The organism is Variovorax paradoxus (genome assembly GCF_022009635.1).
GTDB lineage: Bacteria > Pseudomonadota > Gammaproteobacteria > Burkholderiales > Burkholderiaceae_C > Variovorax.
On the sequence record NZ_CP091716.1, the window covers coordinates 6,557,603 to 6,578,446 of the forward strand.

At 66.9% G+C, this 20,844-nt stretch carries 20 protein-coding genes; all 20 read right to left on the reverse strand.

Features of this window, described 5'->3' with window-relative positions; all coding sequences use genetic code 11:
* Positions 1 to 5 precede the first annotated feature (5 nt).
* Positions 6 to 2,762, reverse strand: coding sequence for a ligase-associated DNA damage response DEXH box helicase (locus L3V85_RS30665; RefSeq protein ID WP_237676385.1), 2,757 nt, complete (start codon positions 2,760 to 2,762; stop codon positions 6 to 8).
* Positions 2,759 to 4,414, reverse strand: coding sequence for an ATP-dependent DNA ligase (locus L3V85_RS30670; RefSeq protein WP_237676386.1), 1,656 nt, complete (start codon positions 4,412 to 4,414; stop codon positions 2,759 to 2,761). Before L3V85_RS30670 ends, L3V85_RS30665 begins: the two co-directional genes overlap by 4 nt.
* On the reverse strand, positions 4,411 to 5,493 hold the full coding sequence (locus tag L3V85_RS30675; protein WP_237676387.1) for a ligase-associated DNA damage response exonuclease: 1,083 nt from the start codon (positions 5,491 to 5,493) through the stop codon (positions 4,411 to 4,413). The genes L3V85_RS30670 and L3V85_RS30675 overlap by 4 nt, the downstream gene beginning before the upstream one ends.
* 101 nt (positions 5,494 to 5,594) lie before the next feature.
* On the reverse strand, positions 5,595 to 6,113 hold the full coding sequence (locus L3V85_RS30680; protein WP_237676388.1) for a DUF3617 domain-containing protein: 519 nt from the start codon (positions 6,111 to 6,113) through the stop codon (positions 5,595 to 5,597).
* Positions 6,114 to 6,194: 81 nt separating this feature from the next.
* Positions 6,195 to 6,908: a phosphatase PAP2 family protein gene (locus tag L3V85_RS30685; RefSeq protein ID WP_237676389.1), complete on the reverse strand. Its 714-nt coding sequence runs from the start codon at positions 6,906 to 6,908 to the stop codon at positions 6,195 to 6,197.
* A gap of 25 nt (positions 6,909 to 6,933) precedes the next feature.
* Complete coding sequence (locus L3V85_RS30690; RefSeq protein WP_237680687.1) at positions 6,934 to 8,061, reverse strand: Gfo/Idh/MocA family protein; 1,128 nt, start codon at positions 8,059 to 8,061, stop codon at positions 6,934 to 6,936.
* Positions 8,062 to 8,098: 37 nt separating this feature from the next.
* Positions 8,099 to 9,061 carry a substrate-binding domain-containing protein gene (locus L3V85_RS30695; RefSeq protein ID WP_106936605.1) on the reverse strand — a complete coding sequence of 321 codons (963 nt, stop codon included), beginning with the start codon at positions 9,059 to 9,061 and terminating at the stop codon, positions 8,099 to 8,101.
* A gap of 46 nt (positions 9,062 to 9,107) precedes the next feature.
* Positions 9,108 to 10,142: an ABC transporter permease gene (locus L3V85_RS30700; RefSeq protein ID WP_237676390.1), complete on the reverse strand. Its 1,035-nt coding sequence runs from the start codon at positions 10,140 to 10,142 to the stop codon at positions 9,108 to 9,110.
* On the reverse strand, positions 10,102 to 11,649 hold the full coding sequence (locus L3V85_RS30705; protein ID WP_237676391.1) for a sugar ABC transporter ATP-binding protein: 1,548 nt from the start codon (positions 11,647 to 11,649) through the stop codon (positions 10,102 to 10,104). The genes L3V85_RS30700 and L3V85_RS30705 overlap by 41 nt, the downstream gene beginning before the upstream one ends.
* Positions 11,646 to 12,815, reverse strand: a complete 1,170-nt coding sequence (locus L3V85_RS30710; RefSeq protein ID WP_237680688.1) for an ROK family protein — start codon at positions 12,813 to 12,815, stop codon at positions 11,646 to 11,648. Before L3V85_RS30710 ends, L3V85_RS30705 begins: the two co-directional genes overlap by 4 nt.
* Positions 12,816 to 13,052: 237 nt before the next feature.
* Positions 13,053 to 13,472 (reverse strand): F0F1 ATP synthase subunit epsilon, encoded by a 420-nt coding sequence (locus L3V85_RS30715; RefSeq protein WP_237676392.1) that lies wholly within the window; start codon positions 13,470 to 13,472, stop codon positions 13,053 to 13,055.
* A 12-nt stretch (positions 13,473 to 13,484) separates the two neighbouring features.
* Entirely contained in the window at positions 13,485 to 14,885 is a 1,401-nt protein-coding gene (gene atpD, locus L3V85_RS30720; protein WP_237676393.1) for a F0F1 ATP synthase subunit beta, read from the reverse strand.
* 122 nt (positions 14,886 to 15,007) lie between these two features.
* The gene (locus L3V85_RS30725; protein WP_237676394.1) at positions 15,008 to 15,406 is read right to left on the reverse strand and encodes a hypothetical protein; all 399 of its coding nucleotides are present in this window, start codon (positions 15,404 to 15,406) and stop codon (positions 15,008 to 15,010) included.
* 95 nt (positions 15,407 to 15,501) lie between these two features.
* A complete protein-coding gene (gene atpG / locus L3V85_RS30730) occupies positions 15,502 to 16,377 on the reverse strand; it encodes a F0F1 ATP synthase subunit gamma (protein WP_237676395.1) in 876 nt (291 codons plus the stop codon).
* Positions 16,378 to 16,410: 33 nt separating this feature from the next.
* Complete coding sequence (gene atpA, locus L3V85_RS30735; protein WP_237676396.1) at positions 16,411 to 18,024, reverse strand: F0F1 ATP synthase subunit alpha; 1,614 nt, start codon at positions 18,022 to 18,024, stop codon at positions 16,411 to 16,413.
* A 38-nt stretch (positions 18,025 to 18,062) separates the two neighbouring features.
* Complete coding sequence (locus tag L3V85_RS30740) at positions 18,063 to 18,593, reverse strand: F0F1 ATP synthase subunit delta (protein ID WP_237676397.1); 531 nt, start codon at positions 18,591 to 18,593, stop codon at positions 18,063 to 18,065.
* Between the two features lie 8 nt (positions 18,594 to 18,601).
* Positions 18,602 to 19,072, reverse strand: a complete 471-nt coding sequence (locus L3V85_RS30745; protein ID WP_093057736.1) for a F0F1 ATP synthase subunit B — start codon at positions 19,070 to 19,072, stop codon at positions 18,602 to 18,604.
* A 75-nt stretch (positions 19,073 to 19,147) separates the two neighbouring features.
* Positions 19,148 to 19,411, reverse strand: a complete 264-nt coding sequence (atpE, locus tag L3V85_RS30750) for a F0F1 ATP synthase subunit C (RefSeq protein ID WP_007830191.1) — start codon at positions 19,409 to 19,411, stop codon at positions 19,148 to 19,150.
* Between the two features lie 60 nt (positions 19,412 to 19,471).
* On the reverse strand, positions 19,472 to 20,341 hold the full coding sequence (gene atpB / locus L3V85_RS30755; protein ID WP_237676398.1) for a F0F1 ATP synthase subunit A: 870 nt from the start codon (positions 20,339 to 20,341) through the stop codon (positions 19,472 to 19,474).
* 4 nt (positions 20,342 to 20,345) lie between these two features.
* Entirely contained in the window at positions 20,346 to 20,831 is a 486-nt protein-coding gene (locus L3V85_RS30760; RefSeq protein WP_237676399.1) for an ATP synthase subunit I, read from the reverse strand.
* Between the last annotated feature and the right edge of the window lie 13 nt (positions 20,832 to 20,844).

Genomic DNA, 20,844 nt, shown 5'->3' on the forward strand with positions numbered 1-20,844 from the left:
CGCCCTCACAGCGGCGGCAGCGGGCGTGACGGCCGCCTGCGCTCGCGCCGCGGCGCCGGCGGCTTGCCCGCACCTTCCTGGCCGAACGCCATCGTGCTCTTCACGCGCTCGACGCCGCCGGCCGTCACCGCGCCGCCGGCGGCTTTCTCCAGCTGCTCGACCATGCGCGCGATGCGGTCGGCCACGCTCTCGTTCGACAGCTTCTCGCGGAACAGCTCGACCATCAGCGGGAACGAGAACGGCGTCGGCCGCGCGAGCGGCTTCAGCACCAGTTGCTGTCCGGCCATGCGCACGAGGCTGGCGCGCAGCCGGCCGATCTCCAGCTCCTGCGCGAGCAGTTCCTGTTCGGCCTGCTGCAGCAGCCGGTTGTCGGGGTCGTATTTGCGGAACACCTCCCAGAACAGGGAAGACGATGCCTGCAGTTGCCTGCTGCTGCGTTTCTCGCCCGGGTAGCCCTGGAAGACCAGGCCCGACACGCGCGCGATCTCGCGGAAGCGGCGCTGCGCCAGTTCGCCGGCATTGAGCGACGCCAGCACTTCATGCAGCAGCGCCGCGTCCGCGCCGCCCGCTTCGCCGTTGCCCTCGGGCAGGCGCAGCACCTGCGGCAGCAGCGCGGGCCAGTCGACCTCGGTCGCGCTCAGCAGCTCGAAGCCGTAGTCGTTCACGGCGATGGAGAAGGTGCGCGCCTCGTGCTGCGCGACGCGCCAGGCCAGCAGGCTCGCGAGCCCCAGGTGCACATGCCGCCCCGCGAACGGATACAGGAACAGGTGCGAGCCCTCGCGCGTGGCCAGCGTCTCGGCCAGCAGCGTGTGCGGCGTGGGCAGCGCTGACCATTGCTGCTGGATCTCTAGCAGCGGGCGCACGCATTGCAGCTCGGGCGAGTCGTAGGCGCCGTCTCCGGCCAGCGCCAGCTGCCGCACCACCGCGTCGGCCAGCGTGTTCGACAGCGGCATGCGCCCGCCGTTCCAGCGCGGCACGGCGGGCCGCTTGCCGCTGGCGCGCCGCACCCAGGCCGTCATGTCGTGGATACGCACGAGTTCGAGCAGCCGCCCGCCGAACAGGAAGCAGTCGCCGGGCTTCATGCGCGCGACGAAGCTCTCCTCGACGCTGCCGATCTTCGCGCCGCCGACGAACTGCACCGACATGCTCGCGTCGCTCACGATGGTGCCGATGTTCATGCGGTGCCGCCGTGCGAGCCGCGCATCGGGCACGCGCCAAACGCCCTCGGCGTCGGGCACGGCGCGGCGGTAGTCGGGGTAGGCCGAAAGCGAAGGGCCGCCTTGCGAGACGAAGTCCAGGCACCACTGCCAGCTCTCGCGCGAAAGGTTCTCGTAGGCGGCGGTGCCGCGCACCTCGGCGTACAGGTCGTCGGGCAGGAAGCCGCCGCCGAGCGCCACCGTCACCAGGTGCTGCACCAGCACGTCGAGCGGCTGGTCGGGTGAGTGGCGCGCCTCGATGTGGCCCTCGGCAATGGCCGCGCGCGCCGCCGCGCCCTCGACCATCTCGATGCTGTGCGTGGGCACGAGCGTGATGCGCGACGGCCGCCCCGGCGCATGGCCCGAGCGCCCCGCGCGCTGCAGCAGCCGCGCCACGCCCTTGGGCGAGCCGATCTGCAGCACGCGCTCGACCGGCAGGAAGTCCACGCCCAGGTCCAGGCTCGAGGTGCAGACCACCGCCTTCAGCTCGCCGCTCTTGAGGCCCAGCTCGACCCACTCGCGCACCTCGCGGTCGAGCGAGCCGTGGTGCAGCGCAATCGACCCCGCCCACTCGGGCCGGGCCTCCAGCAGGGCCTGATACCAGATCTCCGACTGCGAGCGCGTGTTGGTGAAGACCAGCGTGGTCTTGCTCGCGGCGATTTCCTCGATCACCTGCGGCAGCATCGTGAGGCCCAGGTGGCCGCCCCACGGAAAGCGTTCGGCACGCCCGGGCAGCAGCGAATCGATGACGAGCTTCTTGGGCACCTGGCCCTGCACCAGCACGCCTTCTTCGTGCCCGAGCAGCGCGTGCATCGCTTCTTTCAGATTGCCCAGCGTGGCCGACATGCCCCAGACCGTCATGCCGGGGTTCCAGCGCCGCAGCCGCGCGAGCGCAAGCTGCACCTGCACGCCGCGCTTGTTGCCGAGCAGCTCGTGCCATTCGTCGACCACCGCCAGCCGCACGCTGCCGAGCACCTCATTTGCATCGGCGCGCGCCAGCAGCAGCGAGAGGCTCTCGGGCGTGGTGACGAGCACGCTGGGCAGGCGCTGGTTCTGCGCGCTGCGCTCGGCCGACGAGGTGTCGCCGCTGCGCGCGCCGGTGCTCCAGGGGTGCACCTCGGCGCCCAGTGCTTCGAGCGGCTGCTGCAGCGCCCGCAGCGTGTCGGCCGCGAGCGCGCGCATCGGGGTGAGCCACAGCACCGTGAGCGGCGGCGGCGCGGGGCGGGCCGTTTCCTTGCGGGGCAGAGAGAAGGCCTGCAGCGCGCCGAGCCAGACGGCGTAGGTCTTGCCCGCACCGGTGGTGGCGTGCAGCAGGCCGGATCGGCCCTGGGCGATTGCCTTCCACACGTCGCGCTGGAACTTGAAGGGCTTCCAGCCGCGCTCGGCGAACCACGCATCGAGCGCAGCCTTGACCTTTGTCTTGCTCCTTCCCCCGCTGGGGGAAGGCTGGGATGGGGGCAGGCGGCCTTCGGTAGATAGCGGGTCCTCGATACGCCGCCTGCCCCCACCCCTGCCCTCCCCCGGAAGGGGAGGGAGAAAATCCTCGGGCTCCGGCTTGGTGCTCATGCCGGCAGCAACGCGGCAAGCGTCTGCAAGGTATCGGCCTCCTCCACCGGCTTGTCTTCCCGCCACCGCAGCATGCGCGGAAAGCGCACCGCGATGCCGCTCTTGTGGCGCGTGCTGCGCGCGATGCCCTCGAAGCCCAGCTCGAACACCAGCGTCGGCTTCACGCTCTTCACCGGGCCGAAGCTCTCCACCGTGGTCTTGCGGATGATCGCGTCCACGCGCGCCATCTCCGCATCGGTGAGGCCCGAGTAGGCCTTGGCGAAGGGCACCAGCTTGCGGTCTTCCTGCCCGGGCGGGCTGTCCCACACCGCGAAGGTGTAGTCGCTGAACAGGCTCGCCCTGCGGCCGTGGCCGCGCTGCGCGTAGATGAGCACGGCGTCGATGCTTAGCGGATCGATCTTCCACTTCCACCACACGCCCACATCCTTGGTGCGGCCCACGCCGTATTGCGCGTCGCGGCGCTTGAGCATCATGCCTTCCACGCCCATGGTGCGTGCCGCCTCTCGTTGCGTGGCCAGGTCGGTCCAGTCAGCGCCTTCGAGCATCGGGCTGGGCAGCAGCGAAGGGTGCCGCATGCGAGCCACCAGTTCATCGAGCAGCACGCGGCGCCGCGACTGCGGCAGCGCGCGCAGATCCTGGCCTTCCCATTCGAGCAGGTCGTAGGCCAGCAGCACGACCGGGATGTCGCGCAGCAACTTGGCACCGAGCGTCTTGCGGCCGATGCGCTTCTGCAGCTCGGCAAAAGGCTGCACCTTGCCGTCGCGCCACACGGCGATCTCGCCGTCGAGCACGGTGCCGTCGGGCAGGGCTTCGCCGAGTGCGGCGAGCTCGGGAAATCGCTCCGTCACCAGTTCTTCGCCGCGCGACCAGACCCATGCCACGCCCGCGCGCTTGACCAGCTGTGCGCGGATGCCGTCCCACTTCCACTCCACGATCCAGTCCGAAGGCGGGCCGAGCACGGCGTCGAACTGATCGAGCGGCAGGTTGAACGGATGCGCGAGGAAGAAGGGGTACGGCTGCCCGCTGGTCTTCTGCACCTGCTCCATGCCCGACTCGGGTGCGATGAGCGCGCGGTAGTCGTCCGCCTGCGGCCGCGCGCCGATGTGCGTGTAGCCCATGAGCCGCTGCGCGACGCGCTTGGCGTCGATGCCGCCGACGGCCGCCAGCGCCTGCGTGACCTGCAGCTTCGACACGCCCACGCGGAACGCGCCGGTGATGAGCTTGAAGTACACCAGCCGCTCTTCGGCCGCGAGCTGCCGCCACTGGGCGCGCAGGCGGTCGGCCAGTTGGTCGGGCGAGGCTTTCGCGGCATCGCGCAGCGGAAGCAGGTGCTGCTCGACCCAGCCCGCGAGCCCGAGGTCATGCACTTCGCTGGGCGGCGGCAACAGCAGCGCGATGGTCTCGGCGAGGTCGCCCACGGCGTCGTAGCTTTCGTCGAACAACCACTCCGGCAGGCCCGCGGACTCCTGTGCGAGCAGGCGCAGCAACTTGGTGGGCACGAGCTGGCGCGGCTTGCCGCCGGCCAGGAAGTAGACGGCCCATGCGGCATCGGCCGCGTCCGCCTCGCGCAGGTAGCGTTGCAGCGCGGCCTGCTTGGCGAGGTTCGATGTGCTGGCGTCGAGCTCGCGGTAGAGCGCTGCGAAGGCTTTCATGCGTTGACTCCTTCCCCCTCCGGGGGAAGGCCGGGATGGGGGCTTTCGGCGTTCGCATCGGGCGCCACCTGGTCGTCTTCATCGCCGTACTCGGTCTTGAACCCTTGCGCATCCAGCCCGTTCTCCGAGAGCCAGCGCACCATCACCTGCACGCTGCCGTGCGTCACGAACACGCGCTGCGCCCCCGTGCCGGCAATCGCCTGCTGCAGGCCGGGCCAGTCCGCGTGGTCCGACATCACGAAGCCGCGGTCCACGCCGCGCCGTCTTCGGGTGCCGCGCAACTGCATCCATCCGCTCGCGAACGCATCGGCGTAATTGCCGAAGCGCTTCATCCACGGCGTGCCCTGCGCCGACGGCGGGGCCAGCACCAGCGCGCGCTTGAGCAGCGCGGCGTCGACGCCCGCGTCGCTCACGCGCAGGGTCGGCGGCAGCGCCACGCCCGCCGCGCGGTACACGGCATTGAGCGGCTCCACCGCCCCGTGCACCACGATCGGCCCGATGCCCGCATCCACCCCGTGCAGGATGCGCTGCGCCTTGCCGAAGGCATAGCAGAACAGCACCGACGCGCGCCCCGCCTCGGCATTGGCGCGCCACCATGCGTCGATCTCGGCGAACAGCGCGGCCTGCGTGGGCCAGCGGTTGATCGGCAGGCCGAAGGTCGATTCGGTGATGAAGGTGTCGCAAGGCACCGGCTCGAAAGGCGCGCAGGTGCCGTCGGGCTCGGTCTTGTAGTCGCCCGAGGCCACCCACACGCGCCCGCCGTGTTCGAGCCGCACCTGCGCCGAGCCCAGCACATGGCCGGCCGGGTGCAGGGAGACGCGCACGCCGTGGTGGCTGATGGCCTCGCCATAGGCCAGCGTCTGCAGGTCGATGTCGGCGCCCAGCCGCGTGCGCAGCGTGCCGGCGCTGTCGGTGTGGGCCAGGTAGTGCGCATGCCCCGTGCGTGCGTGGTCCGAGTGGGCGTGGGTGATGACCGCGCGCGCCACCGGCCGCCACGGGTCGATGTAGAAATCGCCGGGTGGGCAATACAGGCCTTCGGGCCGGGCGACGACGAGATCTTCTGGCTGCGTTGCGGGCATGGCATGCCATCGTAGGCGCACCCGGCGCCCCGCGCCGCCGAATGGCAGCCGCGAAGCGCTGTGGGCCGGCGCCTACCCGCGGGCCCGCTCTGCCGTGACCGCTAGGGCCGCTTCGGCCGGTTGTTCATCATGTCGATGACGTTCATCTTCATGCCGTTGGGCATCACCATGTCGCCGGGTTTCTGGTCGGCCTTGCAGGGGCCGACCCACCTGGCTTCCACCACGCTCGTGCCCTCGCTGCGACCCATCAGCGGCGGGTTGTAGCTCGACTTGCTTTCCATGCGGTAGGCCGAATTGAAGTCGCCGCTCATCACCGCGTGCGAGGTGGCGGTGCTGTTGCCGATCTTGCAGACGGAATCCATCACCAGCTTGCCGCCGTCGAGCCGCAACTCTTGCTTCGAGCACAGGTCCTTGCCCATGCCCTGGCCCATTTCGCGCAGCGACTTGTCGCTAGCCGCGTCGATGCACTGCTGCATGGTGTGGCCCTGCCCCTTGCCGCCGTCGCCGGTCTGGATCTCCCAGAGGCCGGGCTTGCGCGCAGGGTAGTCGACCGCGAACGCGGGCATGGCGATGGCAGCCGCGGCAAGGCAGGCCGCGGCGGACGACAGGCGAATCTTCATGGCAAGGCTCCGCATCGGATGGACAACGACGATGCCGGATTTGTACCGCGCGCCCAACGGCGGCGGAATAGCGCGATCGGCCTAAGCCGGACGCGCCAGCACAGCCGTGGCGGCCGCCTCGCGCTGCCGCGTGGCCACGCCCAGCAGCACGCCCAGCGCAAGGCCACCCAGCACGTCGACGAGCACATGCTGGCGCACCGCCATCGTCGAATAGACGATGCCTGCGGCCCACGCCACGTTGACGACGCGCAGCCACGCCGGCGCGCCCACCTCGCGCAACTGCCGCGCGAGCATCACGCAGGCGAACACCGAGAACGAGACGTGCAGCGACGGAAACGCATTGCCGGCCGAATCCACCATCTTCAGGAACTGCAGCGAGGTGCCCGGCGTGGTGGCGACCGTGAAATTGGGAATGGCCGTGGGCATGAACCAGAACACGAGCAGCGCCAGCAAGGTCATCGCCGCGCAGCCGAGCGAAAAGCGAGACAGCTCGCGCATGTCCTTGGCCAGCAGCACCGGCAGCGCGATGTAGCCCCACAGCGAGAGGTACACCGGCAGCAGCGCGGGCAAGAAGGCGATGGCGCGGTCGAAGGCGGTGAGCGGCAGCACCCAGGCCTGGCCCGCGTTCTTCGCGATCCAGAAGTACAGCGGAAAGAAGCCGAGCGTGGCGACGGTGTTGCCCACCAGCTTCAGCGGGAACAGTGTGATGCAGCGCCGCCAGAGCGCCGCGGGCCATGTCCGCCTCGTCGAGCCCGAGGCGCCGGTGTCGTTGTTGCTGGTGGTTGTGGATGTCATGGAAGCCCGCGGCGGCGCGCGTGCGCTACCAGGGCGTCCACTTTAATTCGCTTTGCGCCGAAGCCACCGTGCGTTCGATGAAGCGCACGCCGCGCGCCCCGTCTTCCACGCGCGGATAGTCGGCGGCCAGCGGGTCGGCCTGCCGGCCTTCGAGCCGGGCGTGGATGTCCGCCGCCACGCCCGCGTACACGTTGGCGAAGGCCTCGATGAAACCTTCGGGGTGCCCCGCCGGCAGCCGGCTCGCGCGCTGCGCGGCTTCGCACAGCCAGGGCGCGCCGCGCGTCAGCACGCGCTTGGGTCCGTCGTGCGGCAGGTGCAGCAGCTGGCTCGGCTGCTCCTGGTGCCATTCGAGCGTGCCCAGCGTGCCGGAGACGCGCAGGCGCAGGTCGTTCTCCAGGCCCGTGCTGATCTGCGAGGCGATGAGCACGCCGCGCGCGCCACCCTTGAAGCGCAGCAGCAGGCTGCCGTCGTCGTCGAGCATGCGGCCCGGCACCAGCGCGCTCAGGTCGGCGCACAGGCTTTGTATTTCGAGGCCGGTGACGCTGGCCACGAGGTTCTCCGCATGCGAGCCGATGTCGCCGATGGCCCCGGCAGCGCCGCTGCGCGCGGGGTCGGTGCGCCAGTCGGCCTGCTTGTTGGTGCCGCCTTCGACATGGCTGGCGAGCCAGCCCTGGTTGTATTCAACGACGACCTTGCGAACCTCGCCGATCTGGCCCGAGCGCACCATCTCGCGGGCCTGCCGCACCATGGGGTAGCCGGTGTAGTTGTAGGTGACGCCGAACACCGTGCCGCGCTTGGCCACCGTGGCGACGAGCGCGTCGGCCTGCTCTCGCGTGTGCACCAGCGGCTTGTCGCACACCACGTGGAAGCCCGCGTCGGCAAAAGCCTGCGCCACCGGGAAGTGCACATGGTTGGGCGTGACGACCGAGACGAAGTCGATGCGCTCGTGCGCCGGCCGCTTCAGCTCGTCGGCCAGCAGCGACTGCCAGTCGCCATGGTTGCGCCCGTCGGCCAGGCCGAGGTCGCGGCCCGAGGCGAGCGCCTTGTCGGCGCTCGATGAAAGCGCCCCCGCCACGAGCTCGATCTGGCCGTCGAGCGCCATGGCCTTGCGGTGCACGGCGCCGATGAAGGCGTCGCGGCCGCCGCCGACCATGGCGTAGCGCAGCTTGCGTGGAGCGATCTGGATCACCTCAGAACGGCGAGTTGGGGTGGTAGAACTCTTTGGCGTTTTCCTTGGTGATCAGCACCGAAGGAATGATCGTCGTCGCCGGCAGCTTCTCGCCCTTCAGGCGCGCTTCGGCCGTGAGCTTGATCGCGTCGTAGATGAACTTGGGCGAGTAGCTCACGTCGGCCGTGATGCGCGGGTCCTTGCCGTCCATGATGGTCTTGACCATGTCCTTCGCGCCCGCGCCGCCGAACACGATCTTGATGTCGTCGCGCTTGGCCTGCGAGATGGCCTTGAGCACGCCCACGGCCATGTCGTCGTCGGCGGCCCAGATGGCGTCGATGTTCTTGAAGCGCGTGAGGTAGTCCTGCGTGACCTTGAAGGCGTCGTCGCGGTTCCAGTTGGCGTACTTGGCGTCCAGCAGCTTGATGTCGGGGCTGCCCTTGAGCACGGCGTTGAAGGCATCCATGCGCTCGTTGTCGAGCGTGGTGGCAATGCCGCGCAGCGCGACCACGTTGCCCTTGCCGTTCAGCTGCTTGACGATGTATTCGGCCGGGATCTTGCCGAAGGCGGTGTTGTCGCCGGCCACGTAGGCGTCCTGCGCGCTGGTGTCGGTGAGGCCGCGGTCGACCACGGTCACGTAGGCGCCCTTGGCCTTGACCTGCGCGACCGGCTTGGTCAGCGCGGCGGACTCGAACGGGAACACGACCAGCGCGTTGATCTTGGTCACCGTCGACAGGTCCTGCAGCTGGTTGGCCTGCTCGGGCGCGTTGGCAGCCGTCTTGATGGTGATCTTCAGGTCCTTGTGTTCCTTCTCGAGGTCCTTCTTCGCCTGGTTGGCCCAGTAGTTGATGCCGCCCATGAAGCTGTGCGTGGCCGCGGGAATCGAAACGCCGAGGTTGACCTTCTCCGCGGCGAGCGCGGGCAGGCTGGCGAACGCTGCGGCGGCAACCGCCGTGAGCGCGAGGCGTCTGGTGAAAGTTGTCATGCTGGATGTCTCCTCTTGGTGGGTGGAACGGAACGGGAAAAACGAATCAGCGGCGTCCTCGCTGCAGGAACGCGACGATGATGATCACGAAGCCCTGCACCGCGGCGTTCAGGTACACGCTGATGATGCTGGTGAGGTTCAGGATGTTGCTGATGACCGAGAGCAAGATCGCGCCCACCACGGTGCCGGTGATGCTGCCCGCGCCGCCCTTGAGCGCGGTGCCGCCGACGATCACCGCGGCAATGGCTTCCAGCTCCCACAGCAGGCCGGTGGTCGGCGAGGCCGAGCCCAGGCGCGGCACGTACAGCAGGGTGGCGATGCCCACGCACACGCCCAGCAGCACGTAGGTGAGGATCTTCACGCGGTCGACGTCCACGGCGGCGTAGCGCGCGACCTGCTCGTTCGAGCCGATGGCCTGCACGTAACGCCCGTAGGCGGTACGGTTCAATATGACGCCGCCGATGATCGCGACGATCACGAACACCCACACCGGCACCGGAATGCCCGCGAGGCTTGCGTAGTACACCGGTGCGTAGAGGTCCGACAGGTCGTTGTCGAGGGTGAGCGCGCCGCCGTCGGCAAAGTAGGTGAGGTAGGCGCGGAAGATGCCGAGCGTGCCCAGCGTCACGATGAAGGGCTCGATGCGCCCCTTGGTGATGAGCAGGCCGTGCGCCAGCCCGAACACCGCGCCCAGCACGATGGCCAGCACCGCGCCCATCACCACCGCCAGCAGCGGCGAGCCCGAGGCCGGCCCGGCCCAGTTGATGAACATGATCACACTGCCCGCGATGAGCGCGGCCATCGAGCCCACCGACAGGTCGATGCCGCCCGAGATGATCACGAAGCACATGCCCACCGCGATGATGCCGATGAAGGCGGTGCGCGTGAGCACGTTCATCGCGTTGTCGAGCGTGGCGAAGTCGCCGTTCAGCAGCGTGCCGGCGATGCACAGCAGCACCAGGCCGATGACCGGGCCGAGCCCGTGCAGGCGCTCGGTCCAGCGCGGCTTGGCCTCGCCGCGGTGCTGCTGCTGCGCGGCTTCAGGCGTGCGCGGCGGTGGTGTCTGCTGTTCCGGTGGCATGAGCGATGAGCTCCTCTTCTGTCAAATGGTCCGCGTCGAGCGTGGCGACCAGCCGGCCCGCGCGCATCACCGCGACGCGGTGGCACAGGCCGATCAGCTCCATCAGCTCCGACGAGACGACGATCACCGCGAGCCCTTCGCGGGCCAGTCGCTGGATCAGGAAATAGATGTCGCGCTTGGCGCCCACGTCCACGCCGCGCGTGGGCTCGTCGAGCACCACCACCTTCGGCCGCGGCTGCAGCACCTTGGCGAGCGCGAGCTTCTGCTGGTTGCCGCCCGACAGCGACGAGGCCTTGACCTCGAGCGATCCGGTGCGAATGCCGTATTCCTTCACCGCGCCGGCCAGCGCGCCGCGTTCGGCCTCGGGCCTGAGCCAGGGCTGCGCATAGCGTTCGAGCGCCATCAGCGTGAGGTTCTGGCGCAGGCCGAAGTTGACGTGCAGGCCCTTGCCCTTGCGGTCTTCGCTCAGGTAGGTAAGGCCGTGCTTCGCCGCGTCGCGCGGGTTGCGCCAGCCCTTGCCGCCGGGCACGGGCTTGCCGAGCATCTCGACGTTGCCGCTCGCGGGGCGCAGGCCGAGCAGGCCTTCGAAGAGTTCGGTGCGGCCCGCGCCGACAAGGCCCGCGAAACCGAGGATCTCGCCGGGGCGCACCTCGAAGCTCGCGTCTTGCGCCCAGCCGGGCACATTGAAATCACGAACGCGCATGGCCGGCGCGTCGGCGGCCACCACCACGTCGCGCGGCGGGTACAGGTCGGCCAGCTCGCGGCCCACCATGAGGTTGGCCATCTGCTGGCGCGTGACCTCGGGCGTGGGCGCGCGCGCGACGAAGCGGCCGTCGCGCATGACGATCACCTCGTCGGTCACCTGCTCCACCTCGTCGAGCTTGTGCGAGATGTAGACGATGGTCACGCCGTCCGCGCGCAACTGCGCGATGAGCTTGAACAGCCGTTCGGTCTCGCCCGGCGTGAGCGTGGCGGTGGGCTCGTCCATGACGAGCAGGCGCGCGCGGCGGGCAATGGCCTTCGCGATCTCGACGAGCTGCTTCTCGGCGACGATGAGCTTTCGCACCTTGGTGCGCGGGTCGATGTTCAGGCCGACGGCCGACAGCGCGGCGGCGGCTTCGCGCTCCATGGCCGCGTCGTCGAGCAGCCAGCCCTTCTTCTTTTCATGGCCCAGGAAGATGTTCTGCGCCACGCTCAGGTCTTCGGCGAGGTTGAACTCCTGGTGGATCAGCACGATGCCCAGCGCCTCGGCATCGCGCGAGCTGCCGAACTGCTGCGGCTGGCCGTTGATGCGCAGCGTGCCGCCGGTGAGCTGTTCGTAGCCCGCGAGGATCTTCATCAGCGTCGACTTGCCCGCGCCGTTCTCGCCGAGCAGGCCGTACACGCGTCCGGGCGCGAGCGCGAAGCTCACGCCGTGCAGCACCTGCACCGGGCCGAAGGCCTTGACCACGCCGTCGAACTCGACGGCGACGCTGGCCTTGTTGCCCATTGCGCTGTCGCCGTTCATGGCGCCACTCCGCGGACCTTCAGGGTCTCGTGCATCGCGAGCACGCCGGCGCCGATCAGGCCGCCCTGCATGCCCAGCGGCGTGTACTGGATCTCCAGATGCCGCGTCGACAGCGCGAGCGAGCGCTGGTACACGCTCTGGCGCACCGCCGCGAGAAACAGCGGCCCGATGCGCGTGATGCCGCCGCCGATGAACACATGCGACGGATTGAAGAAGTTGACCACCGACGCGAGCATCTGGCCGATGAGGCTGCCTGCGCGCTGGATGATGCCGTTGGCCGCAACATCGCCGCCGCGGCTGGCCTGGCCGACGTCGATCGCGTCGATGCGTCCGTGCATGCGCAGGCACTCGGCCAGAAGCTCGCTTTCGCCGGCCTCGGCCGCCTGCACGGCCATGCGCGTGATCGCGGGGCCGGCGGCCATGGCTTCGACGCAGCCCAGGTTGCCGCAGTGGCAGCGCGGGCCTTCCTGGTCGACGCAGATGTGGCCCACGTCGCCCGCCGAACCGGCGGCGCCGCGGTACACCTCGCCGTGGCAGACGATGCCGCAGCCGATGCCGGTGCCGATCTTGATGACGAGGAAGTTGGTCAGCGAGCGCTTCAGGCGCCACAGCTCGCCCAGCGCCATGAGGTTCACGTCGTTGTCGACGAAGACGGGGGCGGCGTAGTCCTCGCGCAGGTAGTCGCGGATCGAGAAGCTGTCCCACGCCGGCATCAGCGGCGGATTCACGAGCTGGCCGATCTCGAAGTTGACGGGGCCGGGCACGCCGATGCCGATGCCCAGCACGTCGCGCGCCGTGTGGCCGCCTTGCGCCAGCAGCTCGCGCATCAGTACGCGCACCCGGGCCAACAGCACCGCCGGGCCGTCGCGCACGTCGGCGGGCTCTTCGTGTTGCGTGAGCACGGTGAGGTCGGGGCGCAGCACGGCCACGCCGAGGCTGGTCGCGCCGATGTCGATGCCGACCAGCACGCCGAGCCCGAAATGCAATTGGAGGTTTTCTGCGCGCCGCCCGCCCGAGGAACGCTGCAGGCCCGCTTCGGCCAGCAGCCCCTGCTCGACGAGGCCGGCGATGAGCGCGTTGGCCTTGCTCTTGGAGAAGCCGAGCTGCTCGGCCATGGCATGGCGCGATCCGCCGGCCGACCAGAAGGTCGTTTCCAGCAGCCGCATTTCATCGGCGGTGATGCCGCTCCAGGGTGCCACGCGTTTGTCTCCGGTGTTCTCTTTGAAGTCGCCGCCCGCAACCTTCGGCCGTCGGGCGAAGGCGAATACTAGGCGCGCGTCTTCAGCCGGACAAGGCCGAACTTCGACCAAGTTCAGACCAAAGATGAACTGATGCGAAGAGCCCGGACGCAAGAAAGCCGCCCGGAGGCGGCTTTCTTGGGTCGGAAGGGAGCGGTGAGGCTCTTACTTCTTTTGACGGTACTTGCGCAGCGCCGCGATCTGGGCAGCCATGACGGCCAGCTCCGATTGCGCCATTGCGATATCGATGTCGCTCTTCGCGTTCTTCAGTGCTTCCTCGGCCGCGGCCTTGGCCTGGTTGGCCTTCTCGTCGTCGAGGTCCTTGCCGCGGATCGCGGTGTCGGACAGCACGGTCACGGCGTTGGGCTGCACTTCGAGAATGCCGCCGGCCACGAAGACGAACTCTTCGGCGCCATCGGCCATTTCGATGCGCACGGCGCCGGGGCGGATGCGCGTGATCAGCGGGGTGTGGCGCGGGTAGATGCCGAGCTCACCGGCTTCACCGGGCAGCGCGACGAACTTGGCTTCGCCCGAGAAGATCGACTCTTCCGCGCTGACCACGTCCACATGAATGGTGCCTGCCATGGTGATTCCTTCTTAAGCGACCTTCTTGGCCTTTTCGAACGCTTCGTCGATGCTGCCCACCATGTAGAACGCTTGTTCCGGCAGGTGGTCGGCTTCGCCGTTCACGATCATCTTGAAGCCACGGATGGTTTCGGCCAGCGGCACGTACTTGCCGGGAGCGCCGGTGAACACTTCGGCCACGTGGAACGGCTGCGACAGGAAACGCTGGATCTTGCGGGCGCGGGCCACGGCGAGCTTGTCGTCGGGAGCCAGTTCGTCCATGCCCAGAATCGCGATGATGTCGCGCAGCTCCTTGTAGCGCTGCAGCGTGCCTTGCACGGCGCGGGCCACGTTGTAGTGCTCTTCGCCGACCACGTTCGGGTCGAGCTGACGCGAGGTCGAGTCCAGCGGGTCCACGGCGGGGTAGATACCGAGCGAAGCGATGTCACGCGACAGCACCACGGTCGAATCCAAGTGGGCGAAGGTGGTGGCGGGCGACGGGTCGGTCAAGTCGTCGGCGGGAACGTACACGGCCTGGATCGAGGTGATCGAGCCGACCTTGGTCGACGTGATCCGCTCTTGCAGACGGCCCATTTCCTCGGCCAGCGTCGGCTGATAGCCCACGGCGGAAGGCATGCGGCCCAGCAGAGCCGACACTTCGGTACCGGCCAGCGTGTAGCGGTAGATGTTGTCCACGAAGAACAGAACGTCACGGCCTTCGTCGCGGAACGACTCGGCGATGGTCAGGCCGGTCAGCGCCACGCGCAGACGGTTGCCCGGGGGTTCGTTCATCTGGCCGTAGACCATGGCCACCTTCGAGTCCTCGAGCTTCTCGAGGTTCACGACGCCGGAGTCGGCCATCTCGTGATAGAAGTCGTTGCCTTCGCGGGTACGTTCACCCACACCGGCGAACACCGACAGACCCGAGTGAGCCTTGGCGATGTTGTTGATGAGTTCCATCATGTTCACGGTCTTGCCCACGCCGGCGCCGCCGAACAGGCCCACCTTGCCGCCCTTGGCGAACGGGCACACCAGGTCGATCACCTTGATGCCGGTTTCCAGCAGGTCTTGCGAGGGCGACAGTTCGTCGTATGCGGGAGCCTTGCGGTGGATCGAAGCGGTGAGCTCCTGGCCGACCGGGCCGCGTTCGTCGATGGGCGAACCCAGCACGTCCATGATGCGGCCGAGCGTGGCCTTGCCGACGGGCACGGTGATGGGCGCGCCGGTGTTCGTGACGATCAGACCGCGGCGCAGGCCGTCGGACGAGCCCAGCGCAATCGTGCGCACCACGCCGTCGCCGAGCTGTTGCTGGACTTCGAGAGTCAGCGCGCTGCCTTCGAATTTCAAGGCGTCGTACACCTTGGGCATCTGGTCACGCGGGAACTCCACGTCGACCACGGCGCCGATACATTGGACAATTTTTCCTTCAGCCATGGCGTTTCCTTCTGGATGGATCTCAATAAATTTGCGACAGGTTCTTGCAGAAGCGTCCTGGTGCCAAAACGGGCCGCTTTTGCAAGAATGCCGGACGGGCCGGCACCCTTGATTGGTTCAGATCAGCACTTCATTGCCGTGGCTTGCGCAGCGAAGGCGTCCGAGGCAGCCTTGCAGGCCTGGCCCAGAGCAGCCTTGTCGGCGCCCATCGAAGCCCAGGTAGCCTTGGTCTGGTCGAGGCTGGCCTTCATCGCGTCGGCGGCGGCGCCGCTTTGCGAGGACACGCAGGCCTGGACCTTCGCCAGGTAGTCGTTGCATTCTTGCGGCAGGTCGGCCGAAGCCGTCGATGCCGCGGCGGGGGCTGCGGGCGCAGCAGCAGCAGGCGCTGGTTCGGGAGCCGGCGCGGGCGCAGGCGCCGCGGGTGCAGCAGCCGGAGCCGGAGCAGGCGCTGGCGCCTCTTCCTTTTTGGAGCAGGCGGTCAGAGCGGCAGCCACTGCCACCAGAGCAAGAATTTTCTTCATTTGCGCATAGTCCCCTAGAAAGAAGGCCTTGGATCACCGTGCGCGCGGAGCGCGCACGGCAGGCAATGTGGCCTGTTGCATTGCCTCACCAACCATCAGACGCCCGCGGCAGCCGCGGCGCCGGACACGATCTCCGAGAGTTCCTTGGTGATGCCGGCCTGGCGGGTCTTGTTGTAGACCAGCTTCAGTTCGCTGATCACGTTGCCCGCGTTGTCCGTCGCAGCCTTCATGGCCACCATGCGCGCCGAATGCTCGGACGCCATGTTCTCGGCCACGGCCTGGTACACCAGCGATTCCACGTAGCGCACCAGCAGCTCGTCGATCACGCTTTGCGCGTCGGGTTCGTAGATGTAGTCCCACGAATGATGTCCCGACTCGGTCTGCAGCGTTTCGGCCTTGAGCGGCAGCAACTGCTCCACCATCGGCTCTTGCTTGATGGTGTTGATGAACTTCGTGTAGCACAGGTACACGGCCGACAGCTTGCCTTCCGCATAGGCGTCGAGCAGCGTCTTGACCGGCCCGATGAGCTTGTCCAGATGCGGCGTATCGCCCAGTTGCGTCACATGGGCCACCACGCGGGCGCCGATGCGGTTCAGAAAACCCAGGCCCTTGCTGCCGATGGCCACCGACTCCACCACGTTGCCGGCGGCCTGCGCTTCGCGCAGCCTGGCCGTCACGGCACGCAGCAGGTTGGTGTTCAAGCCGCCGCACAGGCCCTTGTCGCTGGTCACGATGATGAAACCGACGCCCTTGGCCTCGGTCGTCTTCATGAACGCGTGGGTGTACTCCGGATTCGCCTTGCCGAGGTTGGCCGCGATGTTGCGGATCTTTTCGCTGTAGGGGCGAGCGGCGCGCATGCGTTCCTGCGCCTTGCGCATCTTGGAAACCGAGACCATTTCCATGGCCTTGGTGATCTTCTTGGTGTTTTCCACCGATTTGATCTTGCCGCGGATTTCCTTACCAGCTGCCATGAGAGCTCCTTCTTGCGTCGATCAAGGCGTCGATCAGGCGAACGACTTCTTGAACGAAGTGGCGGCGGCCAGCAGTTCGGCTTCGGCGTCCTGGCAGGCCTTCTTGAGCGCCTTCTTGGCGTCGCTGTCGTCGGCCTTGGCGGGCTTGACGTCCCACTTGGCACCGTGCTTTTCCATCGTTTCCAGCAGCGAGGCGTGGCTCGACTTCAGGTACTGGTGGAAGCCGTGTTCGAACGAGAGCACCTTCTTGACGTCGATGTCGTCCATGAAGCCCTTGTTCACCGCGAACAACGTGGCGCTCATCAGCGAGATGGGCAGCGGGTTGTACTGGGTCTGCTTCAGCAGTTCGGTCACGCGGGCGCCGCGGTCGAGCTGCTTGCGGGTGGCTTCGTCCAGGTCCGATGCGAACTGGGCGAAGGCCGCGAGTTCGCGGTACTGCGCCAGGTCGGTACGGATACCGCCGGACTGGTTCTTCACCAGGTTGGTCTGAGCCGACGAGCCCACGCGCGACACCGAGATACCGGCGTTGATGGCGGGACGGATGCCGGCGTTGAACAGGTTGGTTTCCAGGAAGATCTGGCCGTCGGTGATCGAGATCACGTTCGTCGGAACGAAGGCGGACACGTCGCCGGCTTGCGTTTCGATGATCGGCAGAGCAGTCAGCGAACCGGTCTTGCCCTTGACTTCACCCTTGGTGAAGGCTTCGACGTAGTCGGCGTTCACGCGGGCTGCGCGTTCGAGCAGACGGCTGTGGAGATAGAACACGTCGCCGGGGTAGGCTTCGCGGCCTGGCGGGCGGCGCAGCAGCAGCGAGACCTGGCGGTAGGCCACGGCTTGCTTGGACAGGTCGTCATAGACGATCAGGGCGTCCTGGCCGCGGTCGCGGAAGTATTCGCCCATCGTGCAGCCCGAGTAGGCCGACACGTACTGCATGGCAGCCGATTCGGAAGCCGATGCCGCCACCACGATGGTGTAGTCCATCGCGCCGGCTTGTTCGAGAGCGCGAACCACGTTCTTGATCGACGAAGCCTTCTGGCCGATCGCAACGTAGACGCAGGTCATGTTCTGACCCTTCTGGTTGATGATGGCGTCGATGGCCACTGCCGTCTTGCCGGTCTGGCGGTCACCGATGATCAGCTCGCGCTGGCCGCGGCCGACGGGCACCATCGAGTCGACGGACTTCAGGCCGGTCTGCATCGGCTGGTCGACGGACTTCCGTGCGATCACGCCGGGAGCGACCTTTTCGATCACGTCGGTCATCTTGGCGTTGATGGGACCCTTGCCGTCGATCGGCTGGCCCAGTGCGTTCACCACGCGGCCGATGAGTTCGGGGCCGACCGGCACTTCCAGAATGCGGCCCGTGCACTTGACGGTGTCGCCTTCGGAGATGTGCTCGTATTCGCCCAGAATCACGGCGCCGACGGAGTCGCGCTCGAGGTTCAGTGCGAGGCCGAACGACGGCGTGCCGTCTGCGCTCGGCGGGAATTCGAGCATTTCGCCCTGCATCGCGTCCGACAGGCCGTGCACGCGCACGATGCCGTCAGTCACCGAAACCACGGTGCCTTCGTTGCGGATGTTGGCGCTGACCCCGAGGCCCTCGATGCGGCTCTTGATCAGTTCGGAAATTTCTGCGGGATTGAGTTGCATGACTCTTTCCTTCTTTCTTTGTAAGGCGATGGAGACCGTCAGGCCGCCAGCGCAACTTTCATTTGTTCAAGGCGCGCTTTGACGGAGGTGTCGAGCACCTCGTCGCCGACCACCACACGAATGCCACCGATCAGTTCCGGCTCTTGCTGGACCGTGACCTGGAGCTTGCGACCGAAACGCTTTTCGAGCGCGGCCGACACGTTGGCGAGGGCCGCGGCATCGATCGGGAAGGCGCTGTAGACAACGGCGTCGGACGAACCGCTCTTCGCGTTGGCCAGTGCCCGGAACTGCTTCGCAATTTCCGGCAGCACCGAAAAACGCCCGTTCTCGAGGAGCGCACCCAGGAAGTTCTGGGCAGGAGCGGCAAGCGGTGCACCGAATGCACCGGCGACCACGCCGATCACCTGTTCGGCCGTGGCCTTGGGGTTGTCGGCGAACTGCTTGAGCTCCGGGCTGGCCGCGATGACGGCAACCTTTTCAAGCCAGGCGCTGGTGCCGGCGACGTCGGACGACGACGCCTTGAAGAGCGCCTCGGCGTAGGGGCGTGCAATGGTGGCGAGTTCTGCCATGGCTTCTATCAGAGTTCGGTCTGCAGACGGGCGAGCAAATCGGCGTGAACGCCCGCATTCACTTCCTTGCGCAGAATCTGCTCCGCGCCCTTGACGGCCAGCGCGGCAACCTGCTCGCGCAGGGCTTCACGGGCCTTCAGTGCCTGCTGGTCGGCTTCGACGCGTGCGGCTGCAACGATCTTGTTGCCTTCCTCGGTCGCGCGGGCCTTGGCCTCTTCAACGATGGCCTGGGCGCGACGTTCGGCGTCGGCAAGACGCTGTGCGGACTCATTGCGTGCCTGACCCAGTTCGGCTTCCACGCGCTTGTTGGCGGCGGACAGCTCGGACTTGGCCTTGTCGGCGGCAGCGAGGCCTTCGGCGATCTTCGCAGCGCGGTCGTCCAGCGCCTTCGCGATCGGCGGCCACACGTACTTCATCGTGAACCCGACCAGGATCAGGAACACGATCATCTGAACGATCAGGGTACCGGTAATGCTCACTTTTCACCCTCTCTATGGGATTGAATCGAAGCCATTCCGCGAAGGAACGACAACGCTAGGTCCGACGAGAAAGACTTACTTCGGCAGGTTGGCGATCTGAGCCAGGAACGGGTTGGCCGTTGCGAACCACAGTGCGATACCGGTGCCGATAATGAACGCGGCGTCGATCAGACCAGCCAGCAGGAACATCTTGGTTTGGAGTTCACCCATGAGTTCGGGCTGACGTGCGGCCGACTCGAGGTACTTGCTGCCCATGATGCCGATGCCGATACATGCGCCAACAGCGCCCAGACCGATGATCAGGCCGGCGGCCAGTGCAACAAAGCTAATAACTTCCATGATGACTCCTAGAGGACTTTGGTTGAAGAGAAAAACAAAAACAGAAACGAAAACTGATGATCAGTGGTGATCGTGGGCCTGGCCGATGTAGACCAGCGTCAGCATCATGAACACGAAGGCTTGCAGCGTGATGATCAGGATGTGGAAGATGGCCCAGGCCGTGCCCGCGATGATGTGGCCGATGGCCAGGCCGATGCCGGTGGCCGACATGGACCAGGCACCACCCATCAGGGCGATCAGCAGGAAGATCAGTTCACCGGCGTACATGTTGCCGAACAACCGCATGCCGTGCGACACGGTCTTTGCGATGAATTCGATCATCTGCATGGCGAAGTTGAAGGGATACAGCGCCCAGTGGTTGCCGAAGGGCGCGGTGAACAGCTCGTGGATCCAGCCGCCGGCACCCTTGATCTTGATGTTGTAGTAGATGCAGATCAGCAGCACGGCCACCGACATGCCCATCGTCACCGAGAGGTCGGCCGTGGGCACGACGCGCAGGTAGGCGTGGTGCGGGTCTTCGCCGGCAAGGCCGAAGATCTTGGCCCAGATCGCCGGGAACAGGTCGACCGGGAACAAGTCCATTGCATTCAGCAGGAAGATCCACACGAAGATCGTGAGGGCCAGCGGCGCGACGAACTTGCGGCTCGTGGCGTTGTGGACGATGCCCTTGGCTTGCTGATCGACCATTTCGACCAACAGCTCGACAGCCGCTTGAAAACGGCCAGGAACGCCCGAAGTAGCCTTGCGTGCGGCAAGCCACAGCAACCAGCAGCCCAGGATGCCGAGCGCGATCGAGAAAAACAGCGAGTCGAAATTGAAAACCGTAAAGTCGGCCACACCTCCAGGCTTGGAGCTTTGCAGGTGCGTCAAGTGGTGAACGATGTATTCACCCGCGGTCTGACTATGTTCCGCAGCGTTTTCAGCAGCCATTCCGTTACTCGTCTCTCTGTTTCCGGCGCCGGGGCGAGAACATCACCGCCAACCAGGCCGCCTTCATTGTCACCACCAGGCCGACCAGCATTGCTGGCCAGCTCAGCGCCGTAATCAGCCTTGGCGCAGCGATCAGCATCGCCACCGACAAGGCCATCTTGACCATTTCCCACAGGAAGAATCCGAACACCGCAGTGCCCGGATTCAGGGAAGAAAACCGACCGGTCAGCCCCCGTGCGAATACCGCCGATGGAATGACCACCGCGATCGCACCGTAAGCGGCGGACCAACCCAGATTTTGCCTCCCCGTCAGTCCCCAGATGGCCAGAGCCACCAGCAGACCGACAACCAACTGACCCACGACCACCCGCCAAGGGGAGATCGAAGGGTTCTTTGCACGCAGTTCACTCGCCTCCTCGGCGGTCAACGGCTTGAATTCTGCATCGAGGTCTTCAGCGACCTCCGAGTCTTGTCGGGCGATTGTTTTCATTTTGAATGAAGCC

Coding starts and splice junctions, on each gene's coding strand:
- L3V85_RS30670 (WP_237676386.1), bottom strand. CDS start 4,414: ATGAAAGCCTTCGCAGCGCTCTACCGCGAGCTCGACGCCAGCACATCG.
- atpB (WP_237676398.1), bottom strand. CDS start 20,341: ATGGCTGCTGAAAACGCTGCGGAACATAGTCAGACCGCGGGTGAATAC.
- atpG (WP_237676395.1), bottom strand. CDS start 16,377: ATGGCAGCTGGTAAGGAAATCCGCGGCAAGATCAAATCGGTGGAAAAC.
- L3V85_RS30700 (WP_237676390.1), bottom strand. CDS start 10,142: ATGCCACCGGAACAGCAGACACCACCGCCGCGCACGCCTGAAGCCGCG.
- L3V85_RS30725 (WP_237676394.1), bottom strand. CDS start 15,406: ATGAAGAAAATTCTTGCTCTGGTGGCAGTGGCTGCCGCTCTGACCGCC.
- L3V85_RS30695 (WP_106936605.1), bottom strand. CDS start 9,061: ATGACAACTTTCACCAGACGCCTCGCGCTCACGGCGGTTGCCGCCGCA.
- atpE (WP_007830191.1), bottom strand. CDS start 19,411: ATGGAAGTTATTAGCTTTGTTGCACTGGCCGCCGGCCTGATCATCGGT.
- L3V85_RS30705 (WP_237676391.1), bottom strand. CDS start 11,649: ATGAACGGCGACAGCGCAATGGGCAACAAGGCCAGCGTCGCCGTCGAG.
- L3V85_RS30665 (WP_237676385.1), bottom strand. CDS start 2,762: ATGAGCACCAAGCCGGAGCCCGAGGATTTTCTCCCTCCCCTTCCGGGG.
- L3V85_RS30675 (WP_237676387.1), bottom strand. CDS start 5,493: ATGCCCGCAACGCAGCCAGAAGATCTCGTCGTCGCCCGGCCCGAAGGC.
- L3V85_RS30690 (WP_237680687.1), bottom strand. CDS start 8,061: ATGGTCGGCGGCGGCCGCGACGCCTTCATCGGCGCCGTGCACCGCAAG.
- L3V85_RS30710 (WP_237680688.1), bottom strand. CDS start 12,815: ATGCGGCTGCTGGAAACGACCTTCTGGTCGGCCGGCGGATCGCGCCAT.
- atpD (WP_237676393.1), bottom strand. CDS start 14,885: ATGGCTGAAGGAAAAATTGTCCAATGTATCGGCGCCGTGGTCGACGTG.
- L3V85_RS30715 (WP_237676392.1), bottom strand. CDS start 13,472: ATGGCAGGCACCATTCATGTGGACGTGGTCAGCGCGGAAGAGTCGATC.
- L3V85_RS30760 (WP_237676399.1), bottom strand. CDS start 20,831: ATGAAAACAATCGCCCGACAAGACTCGGAGGTCGCTGAAGACCTCGAT.
- L3V85_RS30740 (WP_237676397.1), bottom strand. CDS start 18,593: ATGGCAGAACTCGCCACCATTGCACGCCCCTACGCCGAGGCGCTCTTC.
- L3V85_RS30680 (WP_237676388.1), bottom strand. CDS start 6,113: ATGAAGATTCGCCTGTCGTCCGCCGCGGCCTGCCTTGCCGCGGCTGCC.
- atpA (WP_237676396.1), bottom strand. CDS start 18,024: ATGCAACTCAATCCCGCAGAAATTTCCGAACTGATCAAGAGCCGCATC.
- L3V85_RS30685 (WP_237676389.1), bottom strand. CDS start 6,908: ATGACATCCACAACCACCAGCAACAACGACACCGGCGCCTCGGGCTCG.